Below are 17248 nucleotides of genomic sequence, written 5' to 3' on the forward strand. Positions count from 1 at the left end.
GTCGCTCAAGGCCCTGCGGCTGAGTGACTTAGAATTTGGTCAACAATTGTACGGACTTCGAAAATTGTTTGAGGATTGAAGCACACGAGATCGGCGTCGCCAAGTTCCGACATCTTTTCCAGCGCGCTGTGGCGACCGTAGAGGACTTTGCCGTTCTTGCCGTCGCGCGTCCGCAGCTTAGCCGCAGGCGAGGGCTTCTGTTCGATTGACCCGCCAACCAGCCCGCCGGCAGACGCAGTGGTGATCCAGATGTTGGGCGGAACCTTCTCGTTCTGCTCGAACATCACCTCGTGCGGCTTGCCGCCGGGCGCGGTCACGACATAGCGCCGGGCCTTGCTCGGCTGATGCCCCAGCGGATGCTCCGTGCCTGCCGCGTCGAGCATGGCGATGCACGCCTGCCTGATCTGTTCCCGGTCGGCGGTCACGCGGCGCTCTCCAGTTCGAGATCGCCCACGCGCACCTCGCCCGACATCAGGCGCGGGAGCAGGTAGTCGCGGGTTTCGGCGAGAGTGTGGTTTTCGGCAACGCTTGCCTTAATCCGATCAAACATCGGCCCGAGTAGTGCTTCGAGCGCGTCAAGGATTGGAAGTGGTGGGCTGGGGAACGACATCGCATCGAAGGTTTGCCGCGTGATCGTAGAAAAAACAGATCCATGGGCCATGGCGCGTAACCGTTCAACGGCATGGGACGCCAAGAGGTAAATGAAGAAATTATAGTCACCCTTCGATGACCGCAGGGCATAGCACGACTGATTGAATGCCATCTCTCGGGCAGAAATTGCCAAATTCCCAACAGTTCCGCGTGCCGATATTATAGTGGTACCAGCAGGGATGAGTCGGACAGAACTTCCTGCTACGCCTTCGGCGGTAATGGATTTTTCGGTGGAGTAGACGAACACGTCGCTGCCAGACGGTGTATCGACAACCGAGAACCAAGGTATTTCGCCCCCCCAGAAAGCCGGATTGGACGTTCTTGGCGTTCCGCCGCCGATGATTTCTACGTGAGAAGCGAGGCTGGGCTCAGTCCACCCTATCGGCAGGCCATCCTCATCAAAGGCATCGGGGAACAACGCCGCCAGTTCCGCCGCGCGCGCGGGATCGGGGGTGAGGCCACCCATGATAGCGACGGGGTCGGTCTCGCCCGCCTGCTGGCGGCGGACAGGGCCGAAATCGACAAACCAGTCGCGGAAGATCGCCTGCGCCATCGCCTCCAGCGTCTCGTTCATCCGCCGGTTCAGCTCGATCTTGTCGTCGAGCGCGGACAAGATCGAGGCGATAGCGCGCTGGTATTGGTAAGGAGGCAATTTTAGAGGGAAATCGCGGATAATACCTTCATTCAAGTTAGGCATCGTCGCGCCGATCGCGTGGAATTTGAACCAGGAAATTGATGCCGGGTCCGCAAGAAGATGCGAGAGGTATTCTCCGCAAACTACGTTGCTTCCAGAGGCAACGCGCAGCCGAATTGCTCCGGTCCCGCAAATGAAGCCCTCTTCGGGGAGCCTGACCACACCGATATGACCTGTCGCTTGGACGCCGCGCCGCGCGAATAGAATGTCGCCAGCACGCAAACTGTGCCGAGTTAGTTCAGAAGCCTTGTCCGGGCTGATCTGGGGGCAAACTTCACGATCAATGCGCCGCTCTCGGATCGCCTCCGTTGGAACAACGGGAACGCCGGAGATCACATAGTCATAGGAATGTAGTTGCGATCCGAACGGGCCAGTTTGGATCTGAGCGTGGCCTTGCGCAATCAAATCTCCGATTGAAGCAACACCAGCAGTCATGCCCTGATGCTCCCCATCGCTGTCTCAATCACATGCTCCAGCGCGCGCGATGTTGAGAATTGCTTTGACAGCTTGTCGCGCAGCGCGCCGAACCGCTCTTCAAAGCTGATCCCGTCATCTTCCAGGTCCGCTGCGCCGACATAGCGCCCCGGCGTCAGCACGTGCCCATGCCCACGCACCTCGTCCAGCGTGGCCGACCGGCAGAAGCCCGGTTCATCCGCGTAAGGCTCCAGACCCGCTGCGGCGACAGCGTCCGGCCAGTCGCGCCAACGGTGGTACGTGTCCGCTATCCGCTTCACGTCCTCGTCTGAGAACTCACGCCGGGTGCGGTCCACCATGTGGCCCAGCTTGCGCGCATCGATGAACAGGATCTCGCCCCGGCGATCGCGGTGGCCGTTCGCGCTCTTGTCGCGCGCGAGGAACCACAGGCAGGCCGGGATCTGGGTCGAGTAGAACAGTTGCCCCGGCAGGGCGACCATGCAGTCGACATGATCGGCCTCGACCAGCGCCTTGCGCATTTCGCCTTCGCCCGACTGCTGCGAGGACATCGAGCCGTTGGCCAGAACCACGCCCGCCGTCCCGCGCGGGGCGAGGTGGTGCAGGATATGCTGGAGCCAGGCGTAGTTGGCGTTGCCCTGCGGCGGGGTGCCGAAGGCCCAGCGCGCATCGCCTTCCAGCTGCGGCTGCCACCAGTCCGAAATGTTGAACGGCGGGTTCGCCATGATGAAGTCGAACTTGTTCTGCGCGAACTCGTCGCGCAGGAACGAGCCTTCGTTGTTCCACTTGATGTCGGCGTCGATGCCGCGGACCGCCAGGTTCATCCGGCACAGCCGCCAAGTGGTATGGTTGCGCTCCTGCCCATAGATCGCAATGTCCGATCCGCGGCCCTGATGGCTTTCGATGAACCGTTCGGACTGCACGAACATCCCGCCCGACCCGCAGCAGGGGTCATAGACGCGGCCCTGCGTCGGCTCGAGCATCTCGACGATCGTCTGCACCACCGATCGGGGCGTGTAGAACTCGCCCCCGCGCTTGCCCTCGGCCCCGGCGAACTGCGAGATGAAGTATTCATAGGCGCGGCCCAGCCGGTCGCGCGCCTCGCCATGATCGCCGCGCATGTCGATATTGGCGAACAGGTCGATCAGCTCGCCCAGCATCGTCTTGTCGAGCTGGGGCCGCGCATAGCCCTTGGGCAGCACGTCCTTCAGCACGGTGATGTTGGCCTTCTCGATCGCCTCCATCGCGTTGTCGATCAGCCCGCCGATGTCGCCCTTCTTCTCGCGCCCGGTGGTCACGTCGACAAAAGTGATCTCGGGCAGCTTGGCGTTGGCCTGAAGGTTCGACCAGCGCGCCTCGGCCGGAACCCAGAACACGTTGGCGGCAAGGTACTCCTCGGCATCCTCGGGATCGGCGTATTCTTCCTGCGAGAGCCGCTCGTAATGCGCCTCGAACGCCTCCGAAATGTACTTCAGGAACACCAGGCCGAGCACGACGTGCTTGTACTCTGATGGTTCGAGGTTGCCGCGCAGCTTGTCCGCCGCCTTGAACAGCTCGCCCTCGAAGCCGAGATCGCCGCCCTTCTTCGCCGTGGCCTTCACCGCCTTCTTCTCCTTGTGCGCCACAGGTGCCGTCGCTTCACCTTGCACGGCGGGAGCGACAGTTCCGGTCGCAAGTTGCACCGAACCGCCCCGGCCGCGCCCGGGCACCAGCGCGCCAGCCGCCACCAGCGCGTCCTTCACCTCGGCATAAGTCGCCTCGTCCCAACCCAGCGCATCGCGCAGCTTGCCGTTGCCCGCCGATCCCCCAAGCGCGGTCAGCGCCTCGATCAGGCGGTCCGAAAGTCCCTTATGATCCATTATCCGGTCGCAATCCTATTTCGACTGTGGCTGCGCGAGGAGACGCGGCAGTCAAGCCCAGCGTGCGCTCAACGGGGATCTATCCAACTCACGCGAACATCCTCAAGGTATGAAGTGCCATTTCTTGTAGGCAAATGCGTGATCAGTTTGAGCAACCGATTGTTGGATGCCTGCAATCTAGACCACGCTCAGCAAATGAGCTTCTCAAGAGCACCATTCTCAACGGAAAACATGGCAACGGACCGAAAATTGGGAAATTTTCAGCGGCAAAATCAAGGGGGTATCGCACCAGCCGGGTCCGCAGGTTGGTAATGAAGGTCCTACCCTTCTGGCCGGGTCACCATGCTGACCGGCACCACCGCCGGCACACGTCGCGATGACATCATCACGCCCCACCATCTGCCCCAACAGCCCTTAACTGCGCGAGGCTGGCATTCAGGGTTTCTGGCACCTGAGGTGCACCTGCGAGGCCATCAGGCCCGGAACCTGCTGATCGCCCGTTTCCATTCGCGCTCATCGGGCCAAGGCAGGACGATGTCGGCCTCCGACGGTCTCACGATCTCGATCCGGACGGCCTTGACCTTCTTGCGGGTGGCGATGGCGCAGACGATGCACCAAAACCTTGCCCCCGCACTGGTGAAGGTGTCGTTCCAGTGGCGCTGCTGGAACAGCCACCACAGCCCATGCGGGTTGAAGGTTGCGCTGTGCCCGCACCGGCAGACTGGCTTCACCGCACGATGGAAACAGGCAGCTTCAAAGATGCAGGTCGGCTGGTGCGTCCCTGCCGTGGTCCAGCGCACGGTTCACAGCGCGAGTTTCAGCTGAGCGTCGTCCATGACCCAGGGCGGTGCTTCGCTGGTGATGGCGCGCGCCAGTTCCAGAGCTGCGTCCTCCCGCAGACGCTCATTCGGCGCGGTGATGCCGACGCGCGCCCAGCCGGGGGCAGCGAGGATGGCTTTGGCGATCGTGTCTGGTTCGAGTCCCATACCCTCATTGGAACATATGAGGAACATTTTTACAAGACCCGCTGCCCCCGACCACATGTATCCCTCGCCGGTTCCCTTGGGATTGCAGGTCGCCTGACAAGCGGAAAGGCCGCCCTCGGGGCTGTTCCCCGAAGGCGGCCATATTCTCAAGAATTCAAAATTTCATAGAGGGGCGAGCCCCTCCAGCCCGAGCCCAAGTCAGGCGACAACCAACAGATCGGTGAAATCCAGCGTCGGGTGTCCTTCCAGCAGAGCCACCTGCACCGCCTTGGCCTTGCCATTGCCATCCGCGTCGTACCACAGGGTGCCGGTGGTGGTGTTGTAGATCAGGCGGTCGTCGGCATCGTGCGCCGCATCGACGCCTGCACCTGCCCAGAATGCGCCCGCATCCACCGCGCCGGTCGCGGCAAAGCCCTTGAACACCGTGAGGCTGAACGTCAGCCGGTCCTCGCCGTGGGTGAAGTCGGTGATAGTGTCGCGGTTGCTGTTGCTCGGCTTGGTGTCAAACGCAAAGGTATCCGCGCCCGTCCCGCCGGTCAGTACGTCGAGCCCTTTGCCGCCGACGATGCGATCGTCGCCGCCAAGGCCCGAAAGATGGTTGGCATTGGCGTTGCCGATCAGCACGTTGGCGCTGTCGTTGCCCGAACCGTCGAGCGCCAGCTTGCCGCTTTTCAGCGTAAGGTTCTCGACTTGGTCGGAGAGCACGTGGCTCACAGTGGCAAAGACGCTGTCGGTCCCGCCATCCCCCGTTTCGACCTCGATGTCTCCGACGCTGTCGATGTAGTAGAGATCGTCGCCTGCGCCGCCTTCCAGGGTATCGGCCCCGGTCTTGCCGTCGAGCAGGTCTGCGCCCGCTCCGCCAACCAGGTGGTTGTCGAGCACGTTGCCATAACCTTTGTGCCCGGTATCGTCGATGAAGACGAGGTTCTCGAGGTTCTTGCCCAGCGTATATTTGGCAAGGGCGGTGCGAACCGTGTCGACGCCCTCGCCGACGTTCTCAGTCATCTTGTCGCCGCTCACCTCAACGACATAGACGTCATCGCCAAGCCCGCCCGCCATCTTGTCCGACCCTGCCTTGCCGTCGAACCAGTCGTTGCCGGTGGTACCCACCAGTTTGTCACCCTTGGCGGTGCCGATGATCAGATTGTATTCGAGCACGTCGGTGACGGTCACGGCCAGCGCCTGCGTGTCGGTAAGTACGCCGTCGCTGGCAGTAACGACCACGTCGTAGACGTTGTCCCCACCCGCATCCGCAGGGATCTCGAAGTTGGGTGCGGCCTTGAAGCGCAGCGCGCCCGTGGCTGCGTCGATCTGGAACAGCGCGGCATCGGCCCCGCCAGTGATGGCGTAAGTGATCGTCGTCCCCGCTTCTGCATCGGTGGCGTGCACGGTCGTCACAGCGATGGTGTTCTCGGCCACCGAGACGCTCGCGCCGGCCCCACCGCCGTTGCTGTCGATGGCAGGGGCATGGTTGACCGGCGCCTTGAAGGTGAAGACCTGCGCCTTGATGCCAGCCCCATCTGCGTCGCCCAGCGTGCCGCTGCCATCCATCCAAGCCACAGCAAAGCCGCCATCGTCGAGGCCTGTGACACTCGGACGCCATTGTGCAGAGCCGGTCTGCGTGTTGACTAGAAACTCACTACCCACCCGCGAACCGTTCGCGCCGAACACTTGCGCCTTCACGCTCCAAGAGCTGGCATCGCCCAGTGTGCCGCTGGCGTCCTCCCACGCCACCACGAAGCCGCCACCGGCAAGCGCCGTTACCGTGGGCAAATCCTGCACGCTGCTGGCCTGGGTGTTCACGAGGAATTCGCTCCCCACCTTGGCCCCATCTGCGCCGAAAAGCTGCGCCTTGATGCTGGTCGCGTAGGGATCGCCCAACGTACCGCTCGCGTCGCTCCACGTGACCACAAAGCCGCCACCGGCAAGACCGGTAACAGTGGGCGTCAACTGGTTGCCTGCGGTCTGGGTATTGACGCGAAACTCACCGCCCACCTTGGCCCCATCCGCAGCGAAAACCTGCGCCTTGATGCTGGTCGGATCGACATCATCGAGACTGCCGTCCGTCCAAGACACCACGAAGCCGCCATTGGCCAGCCCGGTCACGGTCGGATCGTATTGTGACTGGGAGGTCTGGGTGTTGACAAGAAACTCCCCGCCTACCTTGTTTCCACCTGCGTCGAACAGCTGCGCCTTGATGCTCCACTCGCTGGCATCGCCTAGCGTCCCGCTCGGGTCCATCCACGTCACCACGAAGCCGCCGTTGGCAAGGTCGGTGACGACCGGGAACAGCTGCATGTCGGCAGTCTGGGTGTTGACGAGGAACTCGCCCCCGACCTTGGAACCATCGGCGCCGAACACCTGCGCCTTGATGCTAGTTCCGCTGGCATCGCCCAACGTCTGGCTGGAGTCATGCCAGGTGACCACGAACCCGCCATTAGCAAGCGCGGTAACGGCCGGGTCGGTCTGCGCGCCGCTGGTCTGGGTATTGACGAGGAACTCGCTACCCACCTTGGCCCCATCTGCGCCGAAAAGCTGCGCCTTGATGCTGCGATCGCTCGCATCGCCCAGCGTGCCGCTGTAATCCATCCACGTCACCACGAAGCCGCCGTCGGCCAGCCCGGTGATCGTCGGATTGAGCTGATCGGCCCGCGTCTCTGTGTTGACCAGGAATTCCCCGCCCAGCTTCAGCGGCACGGTGTCAGTCGTGTCGCGCACAGTCACCGCCAGCGCCTGCACATCGCTCAGCGTCCCGTCGCTCGCCGAAACGATCACGTCATAGACATTGTTCGCGCCCGCATCGGCAGGGCTTTCGAAATCGGGAGCGGTCTTGAACGACAGCGCACCGGTCGCCGCGTCGATCGTGAACAGCGCGGCATCCGCCCCGCCACTGATGGCATAGGTCAGCGCATCGCCCTCGGCGTCGCTCGCATGGACCGTGGTAACAGCCGTGGTGTTCTCGCCAACGGTGATGCTCTGCGACGGCGCGGCATGAAGCGTCACGTTGTCCAGCGTGGCGCCGAACGCGCCGTCCTGCACGTCACCGGCAAAACCGATCACCGTCTGCGCGTCGGTGGCGACGAAGGTGATGGTCTGGTGCTTCCACGCAAACGGCGCATCGGCGGTGAAGTGATAGGATTGCCCCGCCACCGTCACCGTGATGTCGCGCTGCGCATCGCCGCCGAACGACAATTCCCCATTGATGTTCAGATCGAAGCCGAGCGTATAGGTCTGCCCCGGCGTCAGGGTCACGGTCTGCGAAATCTCGCCCTTGGTGCCCCCGTTCAGATCGATGTAGTAGTCGCCGCCACTGGCTGGCAGGCTGGGGTAGGACGCCCCGTTGATCCGGTCGATTGCGGCGGCAACCTGCCAGCCATCGAGCGAGGTGGTCGTCTCGTACTGCGAAATGGCGGAGCCTGCCTCGAAACCGCCGTTGACCATCAGATCGGCCCCGTGCGCGCCGAAGCTGGGCGCAGTGTTGATCACCGGCAGCGAGAAAAGTTGCGCTTTCACAGCGACATTCGACCCATCGCCCAAGCCAACGCCATTGTCCTGCCAGGCCACCACGAGGCTGCCATCCCCCAGCGCGGCTATGGAAGGATACCTCTGCTGTTGTGCCACCTGCGTGTTGACGCGAAACTCGCCCCCGACCGACGTGCCACTTGCATCGAAGGCCTGCGCCTTGATCGCATAGCCGCTGGTATCCCCCAGCGTCCCGCTCAGGTCCTCCCACGACACCACGAAGCCGCCATCTACCGTCCCGGTGATGGTGGGCGACGTCTGGTAGGAGGTGGTCTGCGTGTTGACGAGGAACTCGCCGCCGACCTTCGCGCCGGTGGCGTCGAACTTCTGCGCCTTGATGCTGGTCGCGCTTGCATCGCCCAGAGTGGCGCTGGAATCTTGCCACGCCACGACGAAACCGCCGTCGGCAAGGCCGGTGATGGTCGGCCGGTTCTGGTCACCCAACGTCTCGGTATTGACGAGGAACTCAATGCCGATCTTGCCACCGGCAGCGTCGAAAACCTGCGCCTTGATCGACCCGCTCGCCGCATCGCCCAGCGTGCCACTGAGATCGTACCAAGTGATCACGAAGCCGCCGCCCGCAAGATCGGTGACATTGGGGTAATACTGAGAGCCCGCCGTCTGCGTGTTGACGAGAAGCTCGGTACTAGCCTTGGCTCCGGCGGCATCGAACACCTGCGCCTTGATGCTGGTGCCGCTCGCATCGCCCAGCGTTCCGCTATAATCGTACCATGTTACTACAAAGCCGCCATTTGCCAGCCCGGCAATGGTCGGCGTGACCTGAGAATCCGCTGTCTGCGTGTTGACGAGGAACTCGTCACCCACCTTGGTCCCGTCCGCACCGTACAACTGCGCCTTGATCGAGGTGCCTGGATCGCCTCCGGTCCCGCTGGTGTCCATCCAGGCAATCGCAAAGCCGCCGTTGCTCAGGCTGGTGACGGAAGGGTTGACCTGAGCGCCGTTCAACGCAGAGTTGACGAGAAACTCGGCGCCGACCTTGGCTCCGGTAGCAGCGTATAGTTGCGCACGGACACCGACGTCGGGATCGCCCAATCTGCCGTCCGAATTGGTCCAGATGACTATGAAGCCACCATTGGACAGCCCCGTCACTCGCGGCAGAAGGAAATTGTAGTTACCTGCATCGCTGACAGAAATTTCGTCACCAACCTTTACAACTTCGGTTATCATGGCCCCCATTGCGCCGACATGACGGCACGGTTAACCAATCTTAACACGATACAAGGGTAATTACCCTAACCAAATGAGGTAAAAATCGTTCAAAGTGGCGATTTCAAAATAAGCAATGAAGTTACATTTCGGAAATAAACAGTATGGTCACAATTCGGTAATAATATTACTGGCATCATTCTGGCCTACCTAGCTGAATTTACTTCTTTTATTCCACGCCGAATGGCGCGGCTTTACCCAGAAACGCTGCCGCCCACGCTCGCCATCTGGCCACAGGCGGATGGCGCGACGGCGGACTGCGGGATCGCGCCTTCGCCGCTGGAACATGGGAAGCTCGTCGGCGCGTCGCGTTGCCTGCTTATGAGGGTGGATTAGTGCTCCATGCCTCGCCCAGCCAGGGGCGGGCTGGATGGACTGGCGATGGTGTCCGACTCGAGCGCGCGAGAAACATGGGTGCGAGCGCGGTTGACACGCCCACCGCCCGGGCGATCATGCAGGGATGTGTAACCTCTACAAGATGCGGGCCAACGTCGCCGAGGTAGCCAACCTCTTTAACGCGCGCGCGCACGAGGGCGTCAACTTCGGCGACGAGGTCTACCCCGGCTATCCGGGTCTTGTCGTTGCGCAGGGCGAGGTCCGAACCATGACGTGGGGGTTCCCGCTCCAGCTAACCGGCAAGCAGGGACAGAAGCTCAAGCCCAAGCCGGTCAACAACGCGCGCGAGGACAAGCTGAGCACGGCGTTCTGGCGAGACAGCTTCGCCAAGCGCCGATGCCTGATCCCGGTAAGCGCGTGGGCCGAAGCCGAGGGCCCGAAAGGCTCCATGACGCGCACCTGGTACTCGATCACCGGCGCCGAGCTCTTTGCCGTTGCCGGGATCTGGCGACCGACGCAGGAGTGGGGGGATGCCTATTCCATGGTCATGGTCGATGGCTGCCCGCAGATGGCTGACGTTCACGACCGGATGCCGGTGGTTCTGACACCGCAGGATTGGTCGACCTGGCTGACTGCGGAACCGGAAGCCGCGTTCGCCCTGTGCCAGACCTGCCCGCAGCCCCTAGAGGTGGATCGAACCGACGAGCCGTGGGCGAAACTCCGAGCGCCAAAGTTGTGCTAGGGGTGGATATTAAGTTGCGATATGAAACCCACCTCATCGTCTGGGGGGACAATAAGCTCAGCGCCGACGCTCGCGGCCCAAAGAAGTCACCGTTCACGGTAGCATCGCAGATGCTGGTCATCGGCCTCAATGCGGAACTGGACGCCCTTGTGCCTGCGCTCGAAAGGACGGGTCGACGCCAGTATCTTGTTGCGGTCGATCCTGAAGTTTCCGCTTCCGGGGACCTCGAAGTGGTCTCCGCGCTCCATGTATGCAAACGGATACAGTGAAGGTCGGCCTCGCTTGGCTTCATGTTCAGGGACTGAGCCGGATCCTATTATGGTGTACATGCCGAATACATGGGTATTGCTACAGATTTTTCAAGTTCCCCATCTCGAGAGCGGGCCCGCATACCGAAACTGCTCACCCTGAGGTCGCGGCGACCAGCGGGGATGCCCTTTCCGCGCAGACCCATTTTTCTCGCGCCTGGGAAGGGGGCTACAGCGCCTCGAGGACCTACAGGCAGCCCGAATGCTTGAGCGACCTAATCGTCGCTCAGCGGCGCGAGAAAATTCGGGCTGGGCCTGTTGCCGCTCGGCAACGAGGTGGCGGACCTCGGAAATGGATCCATGCCCTCCAAAACCGGGCCTCAGCCACCCGCGAGGACTGCATCAGGATCTCGACGAGGCTCAGAGGCCCCAACTCCCACCTGCCGCTGCTGCCCCAGCTCGCGATCCTCGACGATCTCAAGCGAGGCCACGGCGTGTGCGAGGTGGCACGGACCTACCGGGTGGACCGGAAAGTGGTCCAGCGCCTGAAGAAGTTCGGACCCGGAAACCGGCGTTGGCAGCTGCCGCCCGAGTTCCAGCTTTTAACCATCGGTTCTCGGTGGGCTGCTCGCTGAAAGTCATTCGCTTATAGGAGAAAAATTTTTCGACCGTTTCTATGATCTGATAAACGAAGGTTATATTATATAATGCTCCCGACTTAACTTAAGATATAATATCATAGAAAGAGTCAATTTTTTTTCTCTCTATAGGCGAATGACCTTCCCCCATTTCCAGACACCATTTCATAGAAATGGTATCCCCCGACCTACCCTATCCAGACCCTACGACTGAGAATTAGCCACCGCAATGAACCATATGGGTTAATATGAACATGACCCGATGCTGCCAGACCCGTGACGGTCGACCCGCGCGCATCGTCTGCACTGACCGCATACACGCCACCACCATGGCCTTCGTCGGCCCGCCGAGCGAAGACCGGGGCGTCTAACAGCACAACCAGCAGTCTGGGCCGGCCCATGACGACGCTGGTCGACGCACGCTGACGTCCTTGCCGTCGATCGCTGCAGAAAGCACCCCGGCAACGACGCAGGCCACGCTCCCGGACCGCCTGCGAACTGGTTACGGGCACCCGCGATCGACCCGATGAGCCCCACGAGGGTCGCGGTCGTGCGCAGCAAGCGCCCATCGTCCAAGAGAAGGAGTCGAAACGGACCAATCGGTCCGCGGACCAACTTGAACCCGACTCCGCCGAACCTACCTGGGAATGCGAGCCGAACGGGGGGTGCAACCCCCGCCCGGCTCTGACCACCAACCGTCCTATGGAGACGACTCATGGCTAAGCAGCCCTCTACCACCACCGACAACATCTGGCAGCACCTGCTCGCGACGCACCGCGAGGCCAAGAACAAGATCGACCTCCGCATCGGCAACGCCGAGAAAAACCGCGAGACGATGTACGCCTGCGAGGACACCCTGCTGGGCATGAACGCCCGCGGGCTTCAGGACATCCTCCACAAGCTCCTCTTCCTCTGGCCCGACAGCCTCGAGTCCGACACGCCGCTCGCCAAGCAGCAGAGCCGCATCATCCAGGACCTCGCCTACCTCATGGGCCCGCTCGAGATCGGCTGATCCCGAGCCTGAACCGGCCTGCGCACCACGCGCAGGCCCGGGCAGCCCACAATCGACAGCAGTTCATAGAAACGCCCCCGTTCGGCTTTGCCCGGGGGCGTTCGCGTGGATAGTCGGGCTGCTCCGTGAACCAGTATTCAGGAGTACACCCGTGAACACCGTGACACATTACAAGGTTGATCAGGCCATCGACCTGCTCAACATCAGCAGGTCCACCTTCTACAAGGCGGTCCGTGAAGACCGGATCGCAGTCACCAAGATCGGACGCTGCACCCGCGTCTGCGCCAAGGAGCTCGAACGCTTCGCGGCGGACGCAAAGGTGGTCAACTGACCATGGCTCGACAGATCAACCGCCTCAGCGCAACCAAGGTGCGCACCCTCAACGCCCCGGGCCGTTACGCCGACGGTGCCGGCCTGTACCTCGAGATCGGTAAGACCGGGGCAAAAACCTGGTGCTACCTGTATCAGTGGGCAGGGAAAACACGCCAGAAGGGCCTCGGCCCGGTGCGCCTGACAGGCTTGGCCGAAGCCCGCGAGAAGGCACGGTACCTTGCAAAGCTGGTTGCGGAGGGAATAGACCCGGTCTCCCCCCGTGCCGCAGCCAAGGCTTCGGGCAAGCCCACCTTTGGCACTGTCGCGACCCAGCTCATCAATGATCGCGAAAGCGGGTGGAAGAACCTCAAGCACCGCCAGCAGTGGCGCAACACGCTTGAGACCTATGCCTCCTCGATCTGGGCCACTCCGGTGGACGCGGTCGAGGTCGAAGATATCGTCCAGGTCCTGCGCCCCATCTGGCACGCGAAAGCAGAAACGGCGAAGCGAGTTCGCGGACGCATGTTCACCGTGCTGAATGCAGCCAAGGTCCTGGGCCATCGCTCAGGGGAGAACCCGGCCGACATCGCCAACATCGAGCCGATCCTGGGACGTCGGCGCAAGGGCGTGAAGCGGCATCACCCGGCGATGCCCTTTGTTGATGTCCCTTGCTTCCTGAAGGACATCAGCACGCAGAGCAGCATGGGCGCAAGGGCCCTCGAATTGCTTATCCATACGGCAACTCGCACGAACGAAGTGCTCGGTGCCCGTTGGAAGGAATTCGATCTCGAGAACGCTTTGTGGGTGATCCCCGGTTCGCGAATGAAGAAGGGCATCGAGCACCGCGTCCCGCTGAGCACGCAGGTCGTGACATTTCTGAAGACCCTGCCCCGTGGGTCCGAGTTCGTTTTTCCGGGCCAGAAGGAACGCATGCCGTGCTCCAACATGATCATGAGCATGGTCATGCGCCGAAAGGGGCTCAGTCACTACACGGTCCACGGGTTCCGCTCGTCGTTCCGCGATTGGTGCGGCGAAGTTGCTGACGTTCCGCGTGAGATTGCCGAACAGGCACTGGCACATCAGGTGGGCAACGAAGTGGAGCTGGCCTACCGCCGGGGGGACTCACTGGCTCGACGACAGATCCTCATGCAGGACTGGTCGAACTACCTGACAGGCGAGGTCTGATGCTCTGGCGCTTCGGTCGCTCGTCAAGGGCGACCGATGCGCGCCTAGGCCGACCCCAAAAACGACCCCAAATTGCGTCACCGATACCGGAGAACCACCGCAAACAACGGCGCACCGACCAGCTGCTTAAGTTGCGGTTTTTCGGGGATTTTCGCTCAGGGAGAAATCTGCGCACACGCAGGTATGGCGGAGACGGAGGGATTCGAACCCTCGGTACCGGATTTACCAGTACGACGGTTTAGCAAACCGTTGGTTTCAGCCACTCACCCACGTCTCCGGATCGCAGCGGCGAGCGCGGCCTATAGCGGGCGATTTCGGGGGGAGCAAGGGCGCTTGCCGGAAATAATCGCGCGGGCCCGAACGCGCGTGCAGCGGGGCATCCGGGCGCAAAATCGACTCGGCTCATCGCCGGTTCATTGTGCCGGGGCGACCATCGCCTGCACTGGAGCCTTGCGGGCGATGCGTCGCTTTGGCAGGCCCGGATGGGATGGGAACACCGAACATGAAACTTCACCGCCGCATCGCGCTTGCCGCTGCCGGCCTTGCCCTGCTCGCCGGAACCACCGTATCGGCGCAGGTCCGCTCGATCGACCCGAACGAGGCGATCGATGCGGATCTCAACCAGCCGGCGCCGATGCCTACGCCCACGCCGCAGGCCCGGATCGATCAGGCCGCACCCGTCGGCACCGAAGCGCAGACCCCGAAGCCGCTGCCGCCGCTGGTGGATGCGGCAGCCGCAGTTCCCGCCACGTCGGCACCCCTGCCCGTGACGACCACGCCGCCCCCGCCTGCGGGCACACAAGGGACGCCAGCAGGCACCTACAAGGAAGACGACCTGATCGGCGCGGCCGAGGGCGTGTTCGGCAAGGGCGCGCGCGGCCTTGCGTTGATGATCCGCGACATCCTGAAGAAGCAGGGCGAGCCGATCGGCTACATCACCGGGCGCGAGGCGGGCGGCGCGGTCGTCGTCGGGCTGCGCTATGGCTCGGGCACGCTGCACCACAAGATCGAAGGCGATCAGCCGGTCTACTGGACCGGGCCCTCGGTCGGGCTCGACCTTGGCGCGAACGCCGCCAACACCTTCGTGCTGGTCTACAACCTGCACGACACCGGCGACCTGTTCCACCGCTATGGCGCGGGCGAGGGGCAGGCCTACCTCGTCGGCGGGTTCAACGTCAGCTACCTGCGCCGCGAGGACGTGGTGCTGATCCCGGTGCGAATGGGCGCGGGGCTAAGGCTCGGGCTCAACGCCGGGTACATGAAGTTCAGCCGCAAGCAGAACTGGATGCCGTTCTGAGCACTGGCGTTCCGCAGCCGTAAAACCAAAATCAGGGGTTGCGGCCCGCCCCAAGCAGCGGCATGGCGCGGGCGATTTCCATACCGGACAGGAGGGTCCGCCCATGCTCGAAAACCTTGCCGCCCAGCCCGCAGACGCGCTGCTTGCCCTGATCAAGCTCTACAACGCCGATCCGCGCGCCGACAAGATCGACCTGGGCGTCGGCGTCTATCGCACCGGCGAAGGCGCGACCCCGGTGTTCAAGGCGATCAAGGCCGCCGAGGCCAAGCTGCTCGCCGATCAGGATTCGAAGGCCTATCTCGGGCCCGAAGGCGACATGGGCTTCGTCCACGCGCTGATCCCGCACGTGTTCGGCGCGGACTTCGACCGTTCGCGCGTCGAAGGGATGCAGTCGCCCGGCGGCACCGGCGCGGTGCGCCTTGCCATCGAAGTAGCCAAGCGTTCCGGCGTGAAGCGCATCCTGATGGGCACGCCTTCGTGGCCGAACCACGCGCAGATCGTCGCGGCGGTCGGCCTCGAACTCGTCACCTTCAAGCACACCACTGCCGAAGGCACCGCCGATCTCGACGCGCTGCAGGCCGCGCTCGCGGCTGCGCAACCGGGCGATGCGGTGCTGCTGCACGGCTGCTGCCACAACCCGACCGGCGTCGATTATACCGAGGCCCAGTGGGACGCGATCGCTTCCACGCTTTCGGACGGCAAGGTTCTGCCGATCATCGACCTTGCCTATCAGGGCCTCGGCGATGGCATGGAGGCGGATGCCTATGGCCTGCGCAAGGTGCTGGCCTCGGTATCGGAAGCGCTCGTCGCCTATTCATGCGACAAGAACTTCGGCCTCTACCGTGACCGCGTCGGTGCATTCTATGCCGTGACGTCGGACGCCACGGCGCTCGCCAACGCAATGGCCAACGGCGCCACCGTCGCACGCGCCTCGTGGTCGATGCCGCCCGATCATGGCGCGGCTGCGGTGCGCGTGATCCTGTCGGACGCCGACCTGACCGCGCTGTGGCTGGCCGAGCTGGACGAGATGCGCGACCGCATGGCCTGGGTGCGCGCACGACTTGCCGCCGCACAGCAGGTGGGCAGTGTCAACATGGCCCCGCTCGGCGTGCAGAAGGGGCTGTTCTCGATGCTGCCGCTGACCGGCGACCAGATCCTCGCCATCCGCGAAAAGCACGGCGTCTACATGGCGGGTTCGGGCCGCATCAACGCCGCGGGCCTGACCACCGGCAACATCGACAAGTTCATCGCCGCGCTGGGTGATGTTGCCCAGTGAGGTGGGCCGCCTGATTTCAGGCGCGGACTGCGAAAACGAAAAGGGCGGGTGCCGAAAGGCCCCGCCCTTTTCACGTTGGCGCTTTACGGGTGCCGGGCCCACCCCTGTCGCCTCCCGCCTGCGGGAGGGAAATGATAGCGCAGCGCAGGCCTGTTCCCCTCCCGCCTGCGGGAGGGGCTGGGGTGGGCCGCCCCAAACGCTGCCTCTCACCCCTTGGCGCTGAGCGACTGCATCCGCTTGAGGTAGCGCGCCAGCACATCGATCTCGAGGTTGACCGCATCGCCCTGTACCAGCGCTCCGATGGTGGTCACTTCGGCCGTGTGCGGAATGATGTTGAGCGCGAAGTGGCACGAACCATCGGACTGGTCGGTCACTTCGTTGACGGTCAGCGAGGTGCCATCGACGGTGATCGAGCCCTTGGCCGCGATATAGGGTGCCAGATCGGAAGGCGCGGAAATGCCGATGCGGATCGAGCCGCCTTCGGGGCAGATCCCTACCACATGGCCCACGCCATCGACGTGCCCCGTCACGATGTGCCCGCCCAGTTCATCGCCAAGCTTCAGCGCGCCTTCGAGGTTCAGCTTTGCGCCTGGCGCCCAGTGCGCGGGCGCGGTGCAGGAAATCGTCTCGCCCGAAACGTCGACCGCAAACCACGCATCACCCGCCACGCCACCCCGGTCGACCACGGTCAGGCACACGCCCGAGCACGCGATCGATGCGCCGATGGCGATTTTCGCCGGGTCCATCGCGCAGGCGATGGTCATGCGCTTGTCGCCGCGATCCTCGATCCGCGTGATGGTGCCGATTTCGGTGACAATGCCGGTGAACATG

The 17248-nt window shown here is 63.0% G+C and carries 13 protein-coding genes and 1 tRNA gene; 7 read left to right on the forward strand and 7 right to left on the reverse strand.

The window, feature by feature from the left end; all coding sequences use genetic code 11:
- Positions 1 to 5: 5 nt before the first annotated feature.
- From K3A84_RS12710 to K3A84_RS12720, 3 genes are read right to left on the reverse strand one after another with little or no spacing between them, the layout of a single operon-like run.
- Complete coding sequence (locus tag K3A84_RS12710; protein WP_225009719.1) at positions 6 to 425, reverse strand: hypothetical protein; 420 nt, start codon at positions 423 to 425, stop codon at positions 6 to 8.
- Complete coding sequence (locus K3A84_RS12715; RefSeq protein ID WP_225009720.1) at positions 422 to 1780, reverse strand: restriction endonuclease subunit S; 1359 nt, start codon at positions 1778 to 1780, stop codon at positions 422 to 424. Before K3A84_RS12715 ends, K3A84_RS12710 begins: the two co-directional genes overlap by 4 nt.
- Positions 1777 to 3636: a class I SAM-dependent DNA methyltransferase gene (locus K3A84_RS12720; protein WP_225009721.1), complete on the reverse strand. Its 1860-nt coding sequence runs from the start codon at positions 3634 to 3636 to the stop codon at positions 1777 to 1779. The genes K3A84_RS12715 and K3A84_RS12720 overlap by 4 nt, the downstream gene beginning before the upstream one ends.
- Before the next feature lie 342 nt (positions 3637 to 3978).
- On the opposite strand from K3A84_RS12720, the gene K3A84_RS12725 reads away from it, so the two are divergent.
- Positions 3979 to 4461, forward strand: coding sequence for a hypothetical protein (locus tag K3A84_RS12725; RefSeq protein ID WP_225009722.1), 483 nt, complete (start codon positions 3979 to 3981; stop codon positions 4459 to 4461).
- Here K3A84_RS12725 and K3A84_RS12730 read toward each other — a convergent pair.
- The gene (locus tag K3A84_RS12730; RefSeq protein WP_225009723.1) at positions 4440 to 4622 is read right to left on the reverse strand and encodes a DUF6771 family protein; all 183 of its coding nucleotides are present in this window, start codon (positions 4620 to 4622) and stop codon (positions 4440 to 4442) included. The two genes, K3A84_RS12725 and K3A84_RS12730, sit on opposite strands and share 22 nt — an antisense overlap.
- Before the next feature lie 198 nt (positions 4623 to 4820).
- Entirely contained in the window at positions 4821 to 9254 is a 4434-nt protein-coding gene (locus tag K3A84_RS12735; RefSeq protein ID WP_225009724.1) for a DUF642 domain-containing protein, read from the reverse strand.
- 577 nt (positions 9255 to 9831) lie between these two features.
- On the opposite strand from K3A84_RS12735, the gene K3A84_RS12740 reads away from it, so the two are divergent.
- From K3A84_RS12740 to K3A84_RS12755, 4 genes are all read left to right on the forward strand, one after another.
- Complete coding sequence (locus K3A84_RS12740) at positions 9832 to 10449, forward strand: SOS response-associated peptidase (protein ID WP_225009725.1); 618 nt, start codon at positions 9832 to 9834, stop codon at positions 10447 to 10449.
- A gap of 1601 nt (positions 10450 to 12050) precedes the next feature.
- On the forward strand, positions 12051 to 12347 hold the full coding sequence (locus tag K3A84_RS12745) for a hypothetical protein (RefSeq protein WP_225009726.1): 297 nt from the start codon (positions 12051 to 12053) through the stop codon (positions 12345 to 12347).
- A 151-nt stretch (positions 12348 to 12498) separates the two neighbouring features.
- Positions 12499 to 12678, forward strand: coding sequence for a helix-turn-helix domain-containing protein (locus tag K3A84_RS12750; protein WP_225009727.1), 180 nt, complete (start codon positions 12499 to 12501; stop codon positions 12676 to 12678).
- A 2-nt stretch (positions 12679 to 12680) separates the two neighbouring features.
- Positions 12681 to 13844, forward strand: coding sequence for a tyrosine-type recombinase/integrase (locus tag K3A84_RS12755; protein WP_225009728.1), 1164 nt, complete (start codon positions 12681 to 12683; stop codon positions 13842 to 13844).
- A gap of 184 nt (positions 13845 to 14028) precedes the next feature.
- Here the strand turns inward: K3A84_RS12755 and K3A84_RS12760 are convergent.
- Positions 14029 to 14121, reverse strand: a tRNA-Ser gene (locus K3A84_RS12760).
- A gap of 225 nt (positions 14122 to 14346) precedes the next feature.
- On the opposite strand from K3A84_RS12760, the gene K3A84_RS12765 reads away from it, so the two are divergent.
- Positions 14347 to 15141: a DUF1134 domain-containing protein gene (locus K3A84_RS12765; protein ID WP_225009729.1), complete on the forward strand. Its 795-nt coding sequence runs from the start codon at positions 14347 to 14349 to the stop codon at positions 15139 to 15141.
- A 103-nt stretch (positions 15142 to 15244) separates the two neighbouring features.
- Entirely contained in the window at positions 15245 to 16417 is a 1173-nt protein-coding gene (locus K3A84_RS12770; RefSeq protein ID WP_225009730.1) for an amino acid aminotransferase, read from the forward strand.
- A 206-nt stretch (positions 16418 to 16623) separates the two neighbouring features.
- Here the strand turns inward: K3A84_RS12770 and K3A84_RS12775 are convergent, their stop codons facing one another.
- Positions 16624 to 17247, reverse strand: a complete 624-nt coding sequence (locus K3A84_RS12775; RefSeq protein WP_225009731.1) for a riboflavin synthase — start codon at positions 17245 to 17247, stop codon at positions 16624 to 16626.
- Position 17248 lies beyond the last annotated feature (1 nt).

The organism is Novosphingobium percolationis, assembly GCF_020179425.1.
In the GTDB taxonomy this organism is placed as follows: Bacteria; Pseudomonadota; Alphaproteobacteria; order Sphingomonadales; family Sphingomonadaceae; genus Novosphingobium; species Novosphingobium percolationis.

Bases quoted from the DNA above. Each gene is read 5' to 3' on its own strand.
- K3A84_RS12715 (WP_225009720.1), bottom strand. From the start codon at position 1,780: ATGACTGCTGGTGTTGCTTCAATCGGAGATTTGATTGCGCAAGGCCAC.
- K3A84_RS12720 (WP_225009721.1), bottom strand. From the start codon at position 3,636: ATGGATCATAAGGGACTTTCGGACCGCCTGATCGAGGCGCTGACCGCG.
- K3A84_RS12725 (WP_225009722.1), top strand. From the start codon at position 3,979: ATGCTGACCGGCACCACCGCCGGCACACGTCGCGATGACATCATCACG.
- K3A84_RS12730 (WP_225009723.1), bottom strand. From the start codon at position 4,622: ATGGGACTCGAACCAGACACGATCGCCAAAGCCATCCTCGCTGCCCCC.
- K3A84_RS12740 (WP_225009725.1), top strand. From the start codon at position 9,832: ATGTGTAACCTCTACAAGATGCGGGCCAACGTCGCCGAGGTAGCCAAC.
- K3A84_RS12745 (WP_225009726.1), top strand. From the start codon at position 12,051: ATGGCTAAGCAGCCCTCTACCACCACCGACAACATCTGGCAGCACCTG.
- K3A84_RS12755 (WP_225009728.1), top strand. From the start codon at position 12,681: ATGGCTCGACAGATCAACCGCCTCAGCGCAACCAAGGTGCGCACCCTC.
- K3A84_RS12765 (WP_225009729.1), top strand. From the start codon at position 14,347: ATGAAACTTCACCGCCGCATCGCGCTTGCCGCTGCCGGCCTTGCCCTG.
- K3A84_RS12770 (WP_225009730.1), top strand. From the start codon at position 15,245: ATGCTCGAAAACCTTGCCGCCCAGCCCGCAGACGCGCTGCTTGCCCTG.
- K3A84_RS12775 (WP_225009731.1), bottom strand. From the start codon at position 17,247: ATGTTCACCGGCATTGTCACCGAAATCGGCACCATCACGCGGATCGAG.